Consider the following 17466-nt stretch of genomic DNA (forward strand, 5'->3'; position numbering starts at 1 on the left):
GCAAACCGGTTTCCGCAGACAACAATGCTGCTTTCTTCGCCAATAGCCGTATCGTCATGATTCCGACGATGCGGCTCACGCGAACAATAATAAAAATTAAGGAGGACTGCAGCATGCCAAACTTGACGAGAAGGAAGCTGTTGGCCGCAATCGGCGCAACAGGAGCGGCAGCCGTTCTTTTCAAAGCTTCTGCCGGCGCGACAAACGGAATGGAACCATCTGTTTTGGAAGCGGTTTATAATCCCGTTGGCAAACTCAAACCGAAGTTGACGAGAACAGATTTGTGCATTTCAACGTCAGTAAGCGAACTGAGAGCGGAATCAGATCCGGTGGAAGGTTTTGCGTATTATGTAACGGATGTGGGGATGGAGGGATTTTTTCAGTATGACCCGGGAGACACATCTTCGCCCGACAATACGGGAACGATTCTCGTCTCGACATCGGGTGCACGGTTTAAACGGATTATCGATCAATCGTTTGTGAATGTAAGATGGTTTGGCGCTGTGGGAGACGGGGCGACCGACGACACGGCGGCGATCAATGCGGCAATCGGCGACGGCAATGTGATGGTATATATTCCGGAAGGAACCTACATGATCCGGGCCGATGCAACAAGCGTCGGTCAATTAAATGCGGGCATTCAGGCGAAAGACAACACGACAATCGTGATAAGCCCTTCGGCTGTTCTAAAAGCGTTTCCGTCGGCAACACCGAGATATACGATCATCAATATTTTCGGCAAAACCAACGTCACCATCGAAGGCGGTGGCAAAATCATCGGGGAACGAAACGAGCATCCGGGGACGACGGGTCAATGGGGCTACGGCATTGCGATCGGCGGATCGGACCGCGTGCTCGTGCGCGACTTGTATATCGCGGATTGCTGGGGAGACGCTTCCGTTGTTGGCTACTACCTGAACCAAAGCAACGCCTCCCGCAATATCACGTTCCAGAACGTAATCTGCGACAACAACCGCCGGCAGGGAATCAGCGTCACCTGTGCCGAGAACGTGCGGATCGAGAGCTCCACGTTTGTCAATACGCACGGACATGCCCCGGAGTTTGGCATTGATCTCGAACCGGACCCCGGCAGTTTCGTTCGCCGCGTGACTGTTGCCCACTGTTTATTCCAAAACAATACCGGCGGCAGCTTTACGATGAACGGGACGTTAGGGGCGGTCGAATACGTCGAATTCTTTGGAAACACGCTTATCGGCCCAGCCTCCCGGATTAACGGACTGTTGACGCAAAACGTCGTTTTGAAAGGCAACATTATGTCCGACTCGATTAACAGATCCTTGTGGATTAGTAAATCGACCAATTATACGATAGAGGGGAACCTGATTCAAAATTGCGCCGGCATCGGCATATGGCTGGAAAATGCAAGCTCGATCTGCATCACGAATAACCACCTCTACAACATTGCGACCAACACCATTCGGCTTTCCGGGGCTACCAACTATTGCTTGGTGGCCAACAACGTGATCGAAGAAAGCGGAAACGCTGCGTCAAGCACGAGTGTTATGATTATAGACAACGCAAGCTTCAACACCATCCAGGGAAATACCGTTCAAAACCGGTTCAAGCACGCCGGACAGTCAAAAGGCGGAACCAGCACCACGATTGTACTGGATGTTAACGCTTCCTCCATAAGCGGGGAATACAACACAATGACGGTTTATTTGGTTGGCGGAACCGGTGTGGGACAAAAAAGGAAAATTTCATCCTACGACGGAACGACGCAAACTGCCATATGTACGCCGGCCTGGACCGTCGCCCCGGACGCTTCGTCCGAATTTGTAATTCGCTACGGCCCCATGAACGGCATACGCGTGAATTCTCCGCAGGCCAAATACAACGCAATTCACAACAACCAGCTTCTGTTTGCTACAACACTCTACAATTCCAACGGAATAGACGATCACGGAACTGGCACATCAGTGGCCAATAATATTTCATTAGAAGAAACGAGATAATTTGGACGAGGAAGGGCATGGAACGCATTACAAAGAAGACGAGTTCAGCCCGCGCAATGTAATGTTCGATGCGCTAATCGAGAAAAGCCGGGAGAACCGCCGGTAGTTTAAGGAGAGAGGATGAAAGGCAATGGGAGTCAAGGATCTCGAATCATTCAACTTATCCATCTACGACGTGAAAGACCAATTCAAGCGATGGGTATATGATCGCTCCAAAGCTGCGTTCGACGAAGGAGACCTTGCCCGCGACAAGATCCGGACCGTCGAAGCTTCGGAAGCGCACTCCTCGTTCATTCGCGAGAAGCTGATTGAGTCGATCGGGGGATTGCCTTCCTTCGATCATCCGCTCCAAGCTGAAATTACCGGCAAGCTTCAAGCAGATGGCTACAAAATCGAGAAGCTGATTTTTCAGTCCCGTCCGTCCACCTACGTCACCTGCAACCTGTATGTGCCGGATGGGCTTGTTGGTCCGTCTGCAGCCGTTTTGTTTCTGTGCGGTCACGCAGAAAATGCGAAACAATATGACCGCTACCAATCCGTATGCCAGCGGCTCGTTGGTGAAGGATTGATCGTACTTGCCATGGATCCGGTTGGACAAGGAGAGAGACTCAGCTATTACGAGCCTGACAAAGGCGAAGCAGCCGTTCGCCCCGGAACGAGAGAGCACGATCATGCAGGCAGCCAATGTTTGCCACTTGGCGACGGAATTGCCCGCTATTTTCTTCATGATGCGATGCGGGCCATCGATTATTTGTGCAGTTTGCCCGAAGTCGACCCGAAGCGAATCGGCGTGACGGGCAGCTCGGGAGGCGGATTGCAGACGAGCATGGTCATGTTGTGCGATACCCGAATTGCCGCTGCGGCGCCCGGCACCTTTATCATGAACCGGGAAACGTATATGTACGCCGGCCAAGCGCAGGATGCTGAGCAAATATGGCGCGGGATGACCAAATGGGGCTTGGACCATGAAGACTTGGTGCTCGCCATGGCGCCGCGTCCGGTCATGATTCTCGCGGTCACCTCCGATTTTTTTCCGATTGAGGGCACGAGGCGTACGGTCGCACGGACGAAACGATTCTGGGAGATGTACGGTATACCGGATATGCCGGCGGCCGCGGAAGACCGATCTGTGCATCAATATAGCCCGCCGCTTGCCGACAAGGCAGCTGCATTTTTTGCCGAACATTTGCTTGGACGGAAAGAATCGAAGTCGGATGGTTTAGGCATTGTTCCGTTTAGTCCCGAACTTCTAAATTGCACCCCAAGCGGTCAAGTGCGGGCCCATTTCCAGGACGCCCGCGCCGTTTACGACGAAAATTTGGACCGATTGCGCCTAATCGAAAGCAAGCTGGAACTGATTCCGGATGACCTTTGCAAGCAGCAAGCTTTCGATTGGTTAAAAGAGCGCGTGTATGGCGGTCGTATCGTTCCCGATTTGAACCCCCGGCATTTGAAACTTTCGCCAGTGGAAGGGTTGTCGGTAGAAAGCTACATATGGTGGAGCCAGGAAGGCATTTTCAATCATGCGTTTGTTTTTCGAGATCCTGCTTATGACGGCGAAAGGCAGCCGGTTACGATCGGCTTGTGGGATCGCGGCACAAAACAGCTTCAAGACAAGTTCGAGTGGATCCGCCATACATGTTCGCAGCGTAGAATCGTACTCGTTTTGGATGTGACCGCCGACGGGGTTTGCACCCCGCATCCGATCAACCCGCTTCCGCTCTGGCAATGGTATGGAACGCTGCATAAGCTGACGACCGACTTGTTCTGGCTGGACGACAGCTTGGCCGCCGTACGCGTTTTCGACGTTACGCGTGCAGTGGATCTGATCGGGTTGCTGCCGTTTAGCACAACGGAACACACGCATATGTTCGCGCGGGGACGATTTCATCTATATGCCGAAATCGCAGCGGCTCTCGATGACCGAATCTCTTCGCTTGAACTCGAGGAAGCTTCGGACAGCGTCGCTTCTTGGGTCCGAACGCGTTATTATGAGGCAAACGATACCGTCAGCACGATATTGCCTGGTATGCTATCCTATTTCGATTTGCCCGACTTGCGACGATGGAGTCGATCGTAAACCTTTTCGAATCGCTATTTCGTCCCTAAGGTGGATGAGATAGCGATTTTTTTGGGGCAAAGTAGGTTAAGGATGAAAAGGAGGTTCCATGTAAATCATCGAGCGGCATTAATAAATTTTACAGAAATTGAGATGCTGGAAAGACGTCTATCAAGGCTGAATGCACATTGTGTTCTCTTAACCTTGTCCCAAGATGCTATTGAGCCCAGATTTATTGAAAGTCGTAGCGAAGCTAAACACAGACGAAGCAGACTGGGATTTATGCAATACAAATACTCATGGAATTAATTTTTGTGCTTTCGGTAATGGATATATGTTCTTGCATCCGACAACACCTCCGAAAATCGGGATATAATTCATTTGCCAATACAAGCCACAGAATGATACTTCTGTGCCTTGAAATGTGCTTTAATGGAAGAAGTAGGATATCTCAAACAGGGGGTTAACTCTGACAATTCAAGGCACGGAGTAGGGAACACATATTATTGGAGGGATTTTAGAATGGGGTTTGGATTTCGCAAAAGCTTTAAAATTGCCCCTGGTATTCGAATGTCTGCCAGTAAATCAGGATTGGGATTAAGTTTTGGTGGCAAGGGGTTACGCTATAGTGTCCATAGCTCGGGGCGAAGACGAACGACCGCAAGTATTCCAGGCACTGGCATCTCTTATTCATCTTCCAGCTCGAGTAGAAATTATCGCTCTAGCTCGTATCAGCGGCAATTGCAAATACGTCAAAGAGAAGAGAAAGCAAGAGAAGAATTAGAGCGTAATCGCTTGCTAGTAGAAAAATTTGAAAATCGAATTGAAATGATTAAATCCATTCATAAAGAGTGCGATGATGAAATTGATTGGATCGAAATCAAAAAAGCACCCGCTCCTTTTGAAAGAGACCAAAAAGGTCCAAAAGAAATAGCGGCAATCCGGAAATATGAATCTTATCGCCCAGGTTTTTTCGCAAAGATATTCAAAACCGAATCTAAACATAGAAATAAGCTTTTTTTTGCGATACAAACCGCGGCAAAAGAAGATGTTGAAGCTTACGAAGACTGGGTTGAGCTTCATACAATTGCAAATCGCATTCTAGACGGAGATGAGGATGCTTATTTTGATGTGATAGACCAGATGTCACCGCTTGATGATTTACTTGAGTTTGGAAGCGGGTTTGAATTTTTCTATATGCGCCCAACCATGCAGAACACTTCTTTTGTCTGCTGACTGGTGAGTTTCTGAGGGCTGCAACCAGTACATACTCATCCTAGCGAGGCGTCTAATTTTCTGCAAATTGCATTTACTAAGGTCTACAGGAATGTTAACGGGCACGTTATATAAAGGGGATCACCGGCTGCAACGCACTCGATGATCCCTTTGTTTTTGTTGAACGGGCAGTTTAGTTTTATGAGTACTCGCCCATTACATATATAGTAAAATAATGTGGAACAAATTGGGTTTAAGCTATTGGATGTACTATGAGTGAGATGGTAAGATTGGACCCCGAGAGTCATAATATATCCTTCCAGGTACTTAACGAATTAGTAGCATTCATAGTTAGTTTTAGAGGAGGATTCATCGTATAATGCAAACGGAAAGCAAACAAAATGGGTATCAAGAAGTAGCTGACTCGGCTTTAAGTAACTATAGTATAGGTGAAGCTCACTTGAAGTACTTAGGACAACGGGATCATGTGACATTCAAAGTGGAGACAGACAAGGAGAAATATCTCTTAAAAATTCACCGAGATGCCTCTACCAGTTCTAGAATAGAAGCTGAGTTGTTATGGCTTGAAGCTTTGTCTAGTGATACGAAGCTAATCGTTCCTAAACCTGTAAGAAATGATAAGGATTGCCTTGTAACCGAATGGAAGAGCAGTCTAGTAACGTTACATCATTGGGTAGAGGGAGTAGTATTGAATCGTCAGCCTAGTGGTGATGAAGTTATCAGATTAAGCAAAATGATGGCTTTACTACACAATCATGCGAAAAGTTGGAAACTTCCTAGAGGGTTTGACAGACCGGCATATGATACGGAATTGTTACAATCGTACTTGCCGAAGCTGCTTGTTTTGCAGGAGTCGGGCATTATAACGAAAATGGATTATGAGGCAATCGATGAGACCGTAAGTCAAATAATTCATGACACTAGCAGACTTGAAAAAACAAATCTAACATGGGGATTAATCCACTCGGACTTGCATGAAAGCAACTATGTAGTGCACCAGGATAGCATAAGACCAATAGACTTTTCGTGTTGTGGATTTGGTTATTATCTCTTTGATGTAGCCGAAACTCTACTGCACTTGTACCCTGATAACAGAAAGTTATTTCTTCATAATTATTTACAACAACGTGCATTATCTAAATTGCAGGTAAGGACTTTAGAGGCGTTTTTTTTATGGCAAGTGATAAGGGGTTATGCTTTTCATTCAACAAATGTGCATGAACATGAATGGTTAGCTAAGAGCGTACCTAATACTGTGAGCAAATATTGTCGTAAATATATGGCAGTAGAGCATTTTCTCTAATTGAACGATTTTGACAACAATCACACAAGCGTACCTATACGATTGAAAGTTGCGGGTACATTCACCTCTGATACACGAATGTGCTAGAGAGTGGAGTTCATTACGTTAACGGGCACAAGAGTTTAACAAACACACTGGGGCAGCCGGCCACCATGATCGGGCTGCCTTTGCTCATCTATTGGGCAGATGAAAGCATACTCACATAAGCCTGAAGGGTATGAATGACCATAGGGAACAAAACAATAAACACTTTGAGAACATATACGAAATCCGCTGCTAAAATACTAAACTAACTATTTACATGAAAAACGTCTACTTGAACTGCACAATACTTTTCCATTATAGTCTGTTTCCCCGATGGGCAAAGAGGTTGACGTACCGGAAGTCGTCATGTAAGATTATGGCATCAACAAGGGAGGTGGGAGCTATGAATAAAAATCGCATATATGTTGTGTTGCAACTAGCCCCCCTTACGGAACAGATGTGCGTCTAGGGTACGCCGTGCGCGTGTCCGAACCCTTCTGACCATGGGCTGATAGCCTGTGGTTTTTTTTATTTTCAAATTCAGGATCTATGAGGAGGCAAAACAGATGTTGAAATTATTCAATTATAACTGGCAAGTTCGACAAGACTGGTTCGCTTGGTGCCAAGAAGTTTCCGAAGAAGAACTGCTAAAGAAACGGATAGGCGGGGTCGGAGGTATTTTGCACACGTTGTTTCATATTGCGGATGTGGAATTCAGCTGGATATCTGTTATGCAAGGGAAGCCAGAGTTCACGGAGCCGTTTGAATCCTATGACAGTCTGCAGAGAGTGACGGATTTATCCGCTAGGTTTCACGAGGAAGTTCGTCCTTTTGTCATGTCGTGGACAAATGAAATGGATTTGAAGGAGTTATCGGAATTAACTCCAAAGGGGGAGCCCGTTAACTTCAAATATGGAGAAATCATGCGGCATGTCATCGCACATGAAATCCACCATATCGGCCAATTGTCTGTATGGTCGAGAGAAGTGGGCAAAGTCCCCGTGACGGCTAATCTCATTCGTCGGGGTTTGTTTTAACCAATGACACCGCCGCATTAAGCTATCGGGCACGATAGCTCAATGACACAGACCACCAGGTAACGGTCCTGCGAAACAAAATTATATAAGATTGACACAAAACAACCCCCAATCAAATCATTTGATTGAGGGTTGTTTTGTGTCATTGAACAATCCGGGCAGGGACTTTTAGAACTTATTATTTGATGATCGAAAATACATAACATATATTGTGTAACAATATTAATAGGTACTCACTGGCCAAACGGACTGGAAACGGGCGGGCCCGATTCCGTCTGGACTACATACGTACATAATAGCAATTAAGGACGTTTCTATTGGTAGAATGTGGATCGGATCAGAGACTAAAAATTAAAAGCCATCTTCTATTTCTATGATGGCTTCAATGTAACTTTTCTTAATTTGTACCGGGTCAAGTATTTAATCCCAATTCTTTTCTTGCCTATGCTTCAGGAAATGCTGGTGCATTACCGATTTGTCTATTTCTCATAATACTGGCTGGTACACGATGTCCCACCGCTGACCCAAGAAATGTAACAGCAACATATTTTATCTTACTTCGGATACTTGTGTGAATTTTCGTACAAAAGTGGGCGGTCATCGCAATTAATCAACCATTTTGTATGATTTTCCGTACAAAAGTGAGCATATCCCTCGACGCCATGAATACCGATATGCAAAAGTTGCGACTATGTCATCATCATTCTTCTTAATAATGCCCGAAACCCGCGTTGCTAGCTATCCTGCCTAGGCCACTTCCATGCAGTAAAGATAATTAGTAACGTAATTACCGTAACGAAGAAGGCCATTTCCATGCATACCAGATAATTAGACAAAGAAGAGCGACTTCTACAACAGCGCCAAACACCATGTGCACCCAAGCCTCTCCTGTCAAATTAAACAATGTATAGGGAATATACACCGCGGCAATAATGATATTTGCCCAGCGACTTACTTTTGCCGGCAGGGCAACAGAAAGGAAAATCATAAGAGCTGGAATTGTTACCGAAATCAGTGCCATCAATAGAAAGACATATGAAATGTCAAATATAAATATTTTTCCTGCTAGAATACCTTCTATTTTGCCCGGCATATATAAGGCGAAATAATCAACATAAATATAGAGAAACATAAAACTCGCCCACAGCGTAGCAATCTTCAGTTTCGAACTGACTTTGATGTCTTCCAGTGCATTTTGTGCTTTATTTTGTGTATTCATATTAATCTCCATTCATAAATAAAAAGTTCCACAAGGTTGAAAATAAAGCCCCTCTATCCTTCTTTTCAGCCGTTATTGTGCTCATTTCCGTTTCTACCTCCATTCATAATGAACTGTTGCCTTTGTATATTAGTATCCATGAATATTTTCCCACCGTACAGATACTAAAGTATTGTCTTGAACCTCCCCTACCTTAGAGGTTGGGGTTTCACTAGCCTTACAAATACTCTCTACAAGTAAGCAGGTTGGCTACTACTACCTTTCGCTGTATGCGGAAATATAACTGTAAGGTTCAGTAAGCAACACTTTTACAAGTGGGTGGGAACTCACCTTCTACTACTTCTAGCTCTAGCTTCTTCCAGAGTTCCGCTGTTTCTTGTATTTTAGTCTTATATGGTTACCTTAGGTTTCTCCTTTAGCCCGCCAGCCGTTCTTTTACCCTTGGCACACAGATGAAGAACTTCTATCCTCTATGGGATAGAGATCGTGATCGGCACACAAAATTTGTGCCGACATTACGTTAACGGGAAACGATAGCGCAAATGACACCAAGAACAAGGCTGCCGCGATGATCGGCGGCCTTGTTGCGCTAACGGGCAGGGTTCATACAATTGCAAAAACAAGAAATTATTCATCAACTTCAAGGAACTGATCACGGAGGTACCCCACGGGCTGAAGGACGGGACAGCAAACGTACAAAAAATATAAGCTTTCATTGATAAATTTCTGTTCCAAGTCAAACTAATTGAGAACTTCTACAGTTAAAAATAATGAATAAGTCTACATGGATAAGGAGTGGAAATACTTTGAAACATAAATCATTACTACTTGCCGTCTTATTGGCTTCAGGCCTAACATTCACCTTTGCGGGGGAACCTACACATGCAGCTTCAGGGAATGTGACTGTAACGTTACCAAAGTTTCCGGTGGTGATGGACGGCATTCAACTCGACAATGCGCATCTGAGATACCCGTTGCTGACGTATAAGGATATTACCTACATACCGATGACCTGGTCGATCAGTCAGGCGACGGCGCTGCAATTGAACTGGAGTGAGGAGAACGGTCTATCCGTCAATCTTGGTACACCGATGAGCGTAAAACCGGAGCTCGAAATAGGGGGTTCATTCCGCTACGATCGTTATACCGCCCAAGTTGCGGAGTTCCCCGTCAGTGTCAATCAGGAAGAAGTTAACAATTCAGAGCAAACATACCCACTGCTTGTATTTCAGGATATTACCTATTTCCCGCTGACCTGGGATTATGCAGTTGATAAATTCAGATGGGTGTTGACCTGGAATGATGCAGATGGATTGAGCATCAAGACAAACCAACGACGATACATGTCCGGAATCATCTATGATGATGAGAATTATCTTTATACGTATGTTCACAATGTCAGGGATCGAATGTTCCGCGTACCTAAGAGTCTTGATGGGTCCCCAGAGTTGCTAACGGTTGAACAGAGCAAGCAAATTATGGCTTCCATTCAGGCCTTGCCGGAGATTGTGCCGGGCAAAGTGGAATCTATACCGAAGCTGACGGTTTATAAGGATCACCAGCTCTGGTATGACGGTAACCCGCTTATATCGGTGGATAAAGAAGAAGCAGAAAAGCGGCTTGCCAATCGAAGCGGGGAAACAAAAAATGATGTTTTTGTGTATAGAGAAAGTATGTTCGATCTTGGAGCCGATACGAAGGTGTTCGCCTTCTATATTCCTACCGGACCGAGTAACCCTGGTGGAACGCCATCATCCAAGCGCCTTGTTATAGTACATCAAGGAACCGCTCAAGAGGTGACAGATTTCACCAGAGCAATATCAGGGTTCAGGAAATCGATGGATGGCGTCTGGTTGTGGACGAATTCGCCTACCCGGTTATCCGGACGTACGGGCTCGGACCGCGGAGAGGTGTTGTGGGTAGGTGCAGACGGAACGCATCGCAGCTGGAATCAGATTCTGGATGCCCAATACGTTCGGGTTCTTCATCATGAGGACGATAAGCTGCTTGTTCAGGCTTACGAGCTTTTCCGGCTGGAGAACACATCCCCCAAAAATACCGACTATTTTTGGCTGCACAGCGATGGAACGTATGAAAAAATCGGTAATTTGACCGAAGAAACGACCACTAAAGATGCGTTGTTGTTTATTGTCGATAACCTCGACGCTTATGTGAATCGGGATTTGAACATTTACGTAGTGAGGAACAATACGATCAGCAACGTGAACAACGGAATCAACCGAATCTGGTGGGATTACGAGTTGAAAGAGCTTACTAAAGAATATCCAGAAGCGGGCTATTGAGTAAATAAGGAATTCTAACGGGAACCGATAAAACAATAATTACACCAAGGACAAGGCTACCTCAATGCATCGGTGGCCTTGTTCCACTAATGGGCAGTTGTGTTAAATAACAGAGGTACTAAAGGTAAATAATATTATAATTTAATGTAGAATTCGTTTTAAAACAGAGTACATTAAATCAAAATGGAAGTGAAATTAAATATATGAATATGAAAGTTGAATCAATTTATGAGACTTTTCCTGCCGAAGTACAGTCATACATTAGAAATGCAGTGGTGACAATCATTAAAAATAAAGCCAGATCACATGTATTTCACATAGAAAAAGAAGTATTTGATATTTTTCTGAAAGTGACTCCAATAAACCAGATGCAAACCGAAGCTCTGATGACGGATTACTTATATAAATACGGGGTATGCCCTAGGGTTTTGCATTATTCATCAGATGACAAAAGAGATTATCTTATTACGGATCGCATTCCTGGTTCGGATGCAGCAAGCGACGAATATCTTATGCAACCAGAGCATTTGAGTGAAGTGTTTGCAGAAAGTCTTTTGAAATTACATCAGGTGGAGTACAGTGACTGCCCAAATTATTAATGGGTTGGAGGAAATGGTTATCAGAGCGGAAGGAAATTACCGAGAGGGCAGGGCAGAAAGGGGCATTCTTCGATATTTGGGATATACAAGCATTGAATCGGCGTACGAAAATATGATTAATTTGTACAAATATGTGAAAGAAGATAAAGTCGTCATTCATGGAGACCACTGCTTACCAAACCTAATCTTGCACGACTTTAAAATGAATGGATATGTTGATGTAGCGTATGGTGGCATTGGAGATCGCCATTATGATATTTTCTGGGGACTTTGGTCTTTACAGTATAACTTGAAGGGAGACTATTCACAGAAGTTTATTCAAACCTATGGCAATCACCTCATCGATCCAGATCGACTTCGTCTATGTGGACTTCTGTCTGTCTTTAACGGTTTTAGGGGACTAGACTATTATGAATACTAAAATCGTCGTTAACTGAACTAACGAGAACAAGAGCGCTGCTGTGGAGCCGATCCATCGCTTTTTCTATTGCAGTCCCGCTCAGTGTCATCCTGTTTAACTAAGCCTACATTGCTCAAGTATAGATTTACATCCTCCTGTTATATACTGTACTGTGCCACTATTAGTCCGATTCTCTTCTTTTGAGAACGGGCTTTTTGTTTTGATTAGCTGCCCGTTTGTTTAAGACACTAAGTTGAATAGTTAGCCGAAAAGGGACAACAAGATGGTTGAAGGAAGTTCAAGCTACGTGTTTTTTATCGCAGTGACAGATTAACTTTCCTTGAGACATGATGGAGGAATCATGAAAAAATAGTTGTCTGTGACACGACGGCAGCCGGCACAAGATCAGCTGCCGTTTCCCGTTGAACGGGCAGGATTGTGTGGAATTAATAAGATAAAAATAGGTTATAAGTGACTGGTGGAAGAATATCAATAGCAGTTATGATTGGAGCGAACATGAAAATATGGAGGATAAATGACGAATTTTATTGTCGAAGCAACTAATAAAATAAAATTGAATGACCAAGATGGTTTAACGGCTACATTAGAAAAATATCAATTCCTAGAAGGCTCGTACCTTCCCTTCCCAATCTTAAACGATGCCATTGAATACAATCGGTTAGGGCTAATTACGTTATTATTGAAAAATTATAGATTTGAAAAATTGAACAACATCACAGTAGTGGGGGAAGCGCTTCGCAATTCAGCTTGGAAAGGCGAACTAGAAATAGTCCGATTGTTCGTCGAACATGGAGCCGATGTCAATTTCAACGGCGTGGATCAGGTTTTTCCGTACTGTACGACCCCCGTCCAAATGGCTGCATCCCGAAATCATTTCGAAATTGTCAAATATTTGGTAGAGCACGGCGCAGACGTGACGTTGAAAGACAAGTATGGAAACCGAGCGTTCCAAGAGGCAAAGCGTCATAAGAATACGGAAATGATGGAGTATATTAAGCAGTTTGAACCGACCATCTGGCATGAAGCAGATAAACGGGTAAGAGAGCTTAAAAGAATGGGAATGCCCTCAGAAATCTACAAATGGCTTGGAACCGAGAGCCGCCGCATTGACTTTCACGAAACATGCCCCACAGAATACATCGAGTTTGAAACGATCTTTGACGTAAAGCCGATAGAATGGCAAGGTAGAGTGTTCCTGGACTTTACGAAAGAAGTCGAAGGCTATGGCGGCACCGGTTTTATCATTTGGATCCCAGATCAAAAATGTTTAGGCAGTTTCGATGTCGATCATAAAGAACTTTTCACCTTTAAAGGTGTGAAGTGGAACAAATTCATTAAGAGGTTACCGGTCGTCGTCAATCACGTATTGAATGGTATGCCGATCGATGAACTCTATAAATAGGGATTAGTAAGTTTGCTGTCTTCGCTTAACTAACGGGCACGAGAGCTCAACTTACACACAAAGGTAGCCTGTTCGGCTGCCTTTGTTCAACTATCGGGCAGGTTAGTTTAATGGATAATGCAGGAAATATTAGGGTGAACGTTGAAGTAAGAGAGCATTTCATTTTAATAAGGGGGATAACCAGATGAGCTTAAAGGTGGAACCGTTGGATTTGCAAAGGGCAGATATTTCAGGGTCTAAGTGGCAGGAGGTCAGAGCTGAGGAGCTTGATATCGATAATGTCAGCTTGGCAAAGACGAAAATTAATAACGTAAACATGAGTGATATGTCTTTGAATGATGTTAATATGGGTGGAATTAATATCTCGAACGCAAACATGTTGGGTATAGGTATTCAGCATGCTAACTTTAGCCATGCTGTTATTGACCATGTCCAGCTTTTTGGAACAGAATTTCATAATGTGGTTCTTCCTCAAGAAGGAGACGGAAACTACAATCCCGAGGGACAATATAAACCAGTAAGTTTTCATAATTGTAACCTGTCAAACGGACAATTTAATAATTGTGATTTATCAAATGTTGAAATAAATGCATGTGACATTTCAGGATTAAAAATAAATGGTATCTTAATTACTGATTTACTCCATAACAAATAAAGAACAAAGAGCGGCAGCTTCGGCAGCTGTTTTGTTTTGACTCCGCTAAATAACGAAGTTTGGTTACGCTAACGAGGAACGATAATGGAGGAGCTTGTTTACAGCAGCTCCTCTTTTTGTTGTTCATTAAAGTAACGGAGGTTAGCGTGGCGACATTGGCAGTTATGAAAACGAACAGGCAGCCAGCAACTGGTCGGCCTGTTGAATGATAAGGTATGCTAGATGTAGAAAGGATTTATAACACTTATAGAGAAATCTAGAAAAGTGATTGATTCAGGATTCGGAGGTTAATACGATGATAAGTGTTCGGACAATGACTGGAGCTTTTCTTATTAATAATGATGATGTGTTAATGCTCAAACGATCGAAAAACAAAAAGATAGCTCCAGGCTTATGGTCGTGTGTCGGAGGTCATGTTGAGCCACACGAGCATGGCTCACCCGAGAATTCTTGTTTACGTGAAATAGAAGAAGAGACGGGTATATCTCATATTGAAATTGAAAATCTAACATTGCGATACATACTACTGCGACAAAAAGAAGATGAACTAAATCAACATTATATTTTCTTTGGTGATTCGAACACTAGAACTATAAGTAGTTGCGGTGAAGGTGAATTACATTGGGTGAAATTATCAGAAATGGCTAATTTGCAGATGTCTTTGAGTTTAAAACTAATGTATGAACATTATCTCCATAATTCTAAACAGACAATGTTTGGACGGGAACTTTTAGTGATGGAAAGATGTTGTGGGCACAGTTGTTGAAGTAACGGAGAACGTTAGTTGAATAAAAACAGCAGCAGCCTAGGAATAATTTATTCCAAGGCTGCTGCTGTTTGCTGATCAGTGCGATGTCTTACTTTTGGCTGGACGCTGCTCCTGACGCACGGCGAGGACGGTCTCGCGATTTCGCCGGAGCCGTACCCGAGCCGCAGTCTAAGATCTTGGGATTTCCACATGGACGGCAATTTCCAAGGCTGGTCTGTGCGCAAGGTGCCGGCGACCGTCTCGGACGGCGCGATTCAATTGAATGTGACCGTGCGAGATCCCGGCATCGTGTCGCCGGACCTGCTCGGACTGCCGACCTCCGATTACAGCAAGGTTGAGATCGTCATGAGGAATCAAACGAATGATACCAGCCTTCAATTGTTCCGATGCCGATACGGTATACAACGAGGCGAAGAGCGTAAGGATTCCGGTGTCGTCGAAAGATGCCGAGTATCAAACGTATGTCGTCGATATGAGTGGTTCGCCGCGCTGGAGCAACTCACGCGTTCGCCAAATCCTGATCGATCCGATCGACGGGTCGTCGCTAGGACAGGTGTCGATCGATTCCATCCGCATCGTTCCATAAGCAGGCCCAAGGGGCAGCTTTCAAGCAGGAAACTGTTTGATAGCTGCCCTTATCTTTGATACTTCGGCGGTTAACAGAGCTAGTGTTTCTGGTTAACTTAAGACCCTTATGCTGGCAAATACTAAATTTATGATTCATGCACTTTTTGTTATTGGTTTGCTCAGTGGGCGATTCTGGTTTTTGCACCGATGAGTCATTCATCGTTTTTAATTTTCCTCCATAAGGCATTCCCGCCTTTATCGATTCATATGTTTGAATTAAATTCACATATCCGATGAAGGGGAATGCTGAAGCTCTCAGACGGCTTGCCGGAGTGACGACTCCTTTTGTAAAGCGCTCCCAAAACAAGGCGAGGAGGAAGAAAGAATGAGGCAATGGGTGAAAAAATCAATGCTTAGTATGATGGCTGCTCTAGTACCATTCACGTTCGCCGCCGGTTGTACGAATGGAGAGGAGTCCGGAACGACGCCCTCAACGGAAAATAAAGGAGAGGTATACCCCGAAAACGGGTTACCCAAATCGGAAAAGGTTACGATCAAATGGGGGTATTGGGAAAACGGTTACGGCCGCGAATGGGCCGACAACGCAATTAAGAAGTTCACGGAAAAATACCCCAATGTCAAGTTTGATGTTACCGCTTCCCCGGTAATCCGCAATTTAATCGGCACCAAGATGGCGGCAAAGAACGACGAAGACATGTTTGACATCATCTCGCCGAGCTTTAACGGGGATGAGGGTGTCATCGCTCAAAAGGCAGGCTTGTTCGAGGATTTGACGGATCTATGGGAACGGGAGGTCCCGGATGCGCCCGGCAAAAAGCTGAAGGATGTCGTTCTCGACAATACGATGGAATACGCGCAAAAGGTGGACGGCAAGTTTTATCAGCTTCCGATGGGCGCATACGCGGTCGGACTGTTCTACGACAAGACGTTCTTCGAGAAAAACGGGTGGAATCAAAACCCGAATACATGGGATGAATTCATGAAGCTGATGGCGGACATCAAAGCCAAAGGCATTATCCCGATAACGTTCCCCGGCGTATATCCGACCTATATCTACTACGGCTTTTTGATCAATCAATTCACGCTGGCTCAGCAAAAAGGGACGCTGGATCAATTTACGAAGGATTACCGCTCCGGAAAATGGCCGATTTACACCAGCCCGGAGCACAAGGATATATGGAAACGCATGGAGCAAATGGGCAAGCTCGGCTACTTCCCGGAAGGCGCCGCCGCCTTGAACCACACGCAATCTCAAATGCAGCTGCTTCAGCATAAGGCCGCTCTTGCTTCCACCGGGGACTGGGTGCAAAACGAGATGAAGGATTCGATTCCGGACGGATTTAAATGGGGTTTCATGAACATTCCGTTCGCGAATAAAGCGGGAGACCCTATTTGGGTGCAGAACGGGATCGGTTCGGGCAGTATGATGATCTGGAAAAACAAGCCGGATCTCGTCAAAAAGTGGGCGAAAGAGTTTAACATGTTCCTGATGACCAATGAGATCCAAGCGTTCAACGGAAAATTCGGCATTTCTCCGATTCGGAAAGATTTTGCCGAAAAGGCTGAAAACGTCGCACAGCTTCAAGAGGCGCCAAGAGCCGTGCTCGAGTACGTCAAAACGAACAAAGCTCAGTTCGGCACGATCGTAAAAGACGTTTCCTTCACACATCCTTCCGCCGCCAGGGCGACGAAATTGGTCACGGATATGATCGTGGAGGTAGCGGCAGGCAAGAAGGATCCAATGCCGGTACTGGAAGAAGCGGATAAGCTCATGAAAGAAGCGATTGACGCCGAGAAAAAGTAAGCAACCGATCTCGTTAGAGCGGAGAAGGGAATCGTTATCCCTTCTCCCTGCTCCCTTATTCGCGGAAGGAG

At 45.0% G+C, this 17466-nt stretch carries 14 protein-coding genes; 13 read left to right on the forward strand and 1 reads right to left on the reverse strand.

Annotated elements, in window-relative coordinates; genetic code table 11:
• Positions 1–113 precede the first annotated feature (113 nt).
• The 5 genes from ACI5FR_RS02615 to ACI5FR_RS02635 all read left to right on the forward strand — a co-directional run bounded on the left by ACI5FR_RS02615 (position 114) and on the right by ACI5FR_RS02635 (position 7635).
• Positions 114–1976 (forward strand): right-handed parallel beta-helix repeat-containing protein, encoded by a 1863-nt coding sequence (locus tag ACI5FR_RS02615; protein ID WP_405449919.1) that lies wholly within the window; start codon positions 114–116, stop codon positions 1974–1976.
• A gap of 130 nt (positions 1977–2106) precedes the next feature.
• Positions 2107–4056 carry an alpha/beta hydrolase family protein gene (locus ACI5FR_RS02620; RefSeq protein ID WP_405449921.1) on the forward strand — a complete coding sequence of 650 codons (1950 nt, stop codon included), beginning with the start codon at positions 2107–2109 and terminating at the stop codon, positions 4054–4056.
• 501 nt (positions 4057–4557) lie between these two features.
• Positions 4558–5271 (forward strand): DUF4236 domain-containing protein, encoded by a 714-nt coding sequence (locus ACI5FR_RS02625; RefSeq protein WP_405449923.1) that lies wholly within the window; start codon positions 4558–4560, stop codon positions 5269–5271.
• 358 nt (positions 5272–5629) lie between these two features.
• On the forward strand, positions 5630–6574 hold the full coding sequence (locus tag ACI5FR_RS02630) for a phosphotransferase enzyme family protein (RefSeq protein WP_405449926.1): 945 nt from the start codon (positions 5630–5632) through the stop codon (positions 6572–6574).
• Positions 6575–7164: 590 nt separating this feature from the next.
• The gene (locus ACI5FR_RS02635; protein WP_405449928.1) at positions 7165–7635 is read left to right on the forward strand and encodes a DinB family protein; all 471 of its coding nucleotides are present in this window, start codon (positions 7165–7167) and stop codon (positions 7633–7635) included.
• Positions 7636–8422: 787 nt separating this feature from the next.
• Here the strand turns inward: ACI5FR_RS02635 and ACI5FR_RS02640 are convergent.
• Positions 8423–8854, reverse strand: coding sequence for a DUF6326 family protein (locus ACI5FR_RS02640; RefSeq protein WP_405449930.1), 432 nt, complete (start codon positions 8852–8854; stop codon positions 8423–8425).
• Between the two features lie 806 nt (positions 8855–9660).
• On the opposite strand from ACI5FR_RS02640, the gene ACI5FR_RS02645 reads away from it, so the two are divergent.
• The 8 genes from ACI5FR_RS02645 to ACI5FR_RS02680 all read left to right on the forward strand — a co-directional run bounded on the left by ACI5FR_RS02645 (position 9661) and on the right by ACI5FR_RS02680 (position 17395).
• Positions 9661–11157: a hypothetical protein gene (locus ACI5FR_RS02645; protein WP_405449932.1), complete on the forward strand. Its 1497-nt coding sequence runs from the start codon at positions 9661–9663 to the stop codon at positions 11155–11157.
• Between the two features lie 203 nt (positions 11158–11360).
• Entirely contained in the window at positions 11361–11756 is a 396-nt protein-coding gene (locus ACI5FR_RS02650; RefSeq protein ID WP_405449935.1) for a phosphotransferase, read from the forward strand.
• The gene (locus tag ACI5FR_RS02655) at positions 11737–12177 is read left to right on the forward strand and encodes a phosphotransferase (RefSeq protein WP_405449938.1); all 441 of its coding nucleotides are present in this window, start codon (positions 11737–11739) and stop codon (positions 12175–12177) included. Before ACI5FR_RS02650 ends, ACI5FR_RS02655 begins: the two co-directional genes overlap by 20 nt.
• 514 nt (positions 12178–12691) lie before the next feature.
• Positions 12692–13579 (forward strand): ankyrin repeat domain-containing protein, encoded by an 888-nt coding sequence (locus ACI5FR_RS02660; RefSeq protein ID WP_405449940.1) that lies wholly within the window; start codon positions 12692–12694, stop codon positions 13577–13579.
• A 184-nt stretch (positions 13580–13763) separates the two neighbouring features.
• Complete coding sequence (locus ACI5FR_RS02665; protein ID WP_405449943.1) at positions 13764–14234, forward strand: pentapeptide repeat-containing protein; 471 nt, start codon at positions 13764–13766, stop codon at positions 14232–14234.
• Positions 14235–14529: 295 nt separating this feature from the next.
• Entirely contained in the window at positions 14530–15000 is a 471-nt protein-coding gene (locus ACI5FR_RS02670; RefSeq protein WP_405449945.1) for an NUDIX domain-containing protein, read from the forward strand.
• Positions 15001–15364: 364 nt separating this feature from the next.
• Positions 15365–15589, forward strand: coding sequence for a hypothetical protein (locus ACI5FR_RS02675; protein ID WP_405449948.1), 225 nt, complete (start codon positions 15365–15367; stop codon positions 15587–15589).
• A gap of 366 nt (positions 15590–15955) precedes the next feature.
• Positions 15956–17395, forward strand: coding sequence for an ABC transporter substrate-binding protein (locus ACI5FR_RS02680; RefSeq protein ID WP_405449951.1), 1440 nt, complete (start codon positions 15956–15958; stop codon positions 17393–17395).
• The last annotated feature ends 71 nt before the right edge of the window (positions 17396–17466 follow it).

It is taken from the genome of Paenibacillus sp. HJGM_3 (assembly GCF_045062745.1).
Lineage (GTDB): Bacteria > Bacillota > Bacilli > Paenibacillales > NBRC-103111 > Paenibacillus_AA.

Coding starts and splice junctions, on each gene's coding strand:
- ACI5FR_RS02615 (WP_405449919.1), top strand. CDS start 114: ATGCCAAACTTGACGAGAAGGAAGCTGTTGGCCGCAATCGGCGCAACA.
- ACI5FR_RS02620 (WP_405449921.1), top strand. CDS start 2,107: ATGGGAGTCAAGGATCTCGAATCATTCAACTTATCCATCTACGACGTG.
- ACI5FR_RS02665 (WP_405449943.1), top strand. CDS start 13,764: ATGAGCTTAAAGGTGGAACCGTTGGATTTGCAAAGGGCAGATATTTCA.
- ACI5FR_RS02630 (WP_405449926.1), top strand. CDS start 5,630: ATGCAAACGGAAAGCAAACAAAATGGGTATCAAGAAGTAGCTGACTCG.
- ACI5FR_RS02640 (WP_405449930.1), bottom strand. CDS start 8,854: ATGAATACACAAAATAAAGCACAAAATGCACTGGAAGACATCAAAGTC.
- ACI5FR_RS02660 (WP_405449940.1), top strand. CDS start 12,692: ATGACGAATTTTATTGTCGAAGCAACTAATAAAATAAAATTGAATGAC.
- ACI5FR_RS02670 (WP_405449945.1), top strand. CDS start 14,530: ATGATAAGTGTTCGGACAATGACTGGAGCTTTTCTTATTAATAATGAT.
- ACI5FR_RS02635 (WP_405449928.1), top strand. CDS start 7,165: ATGTTGAAATTATTCAATTATAACTGGCAAGTTCGACAAGACTGGTTC.
- ACI5FR_RS02650 (WP_405449935.1), top strand. CDS start 11,361: ATGAATATGAAAGTTGAATCAATTTATGAGACTTTTCCTGCCGAAGTA.
- ACI5FR_RS02675 (WP_405449948.1), top strand. CDS start 15,365: ATGATACCAGCCTTCAATTGTTCCGATGCCGATACGGTATACAACGAG.
- ACI5FR_RS02625 (WP_405449923.1), top strand. CDS start 4,558: ATGGGGTTTGGATTTCGCAAAAGCTTTAAAATTGCCCCTGGTATTCGA.
- ACI5FR_RS02680 (WP_405449951.1), top strand. CDS start 15,956: ATGAGGCAATGGGTGAAAAAATCAATGCTTAGTATGATGGCTGCTCTA.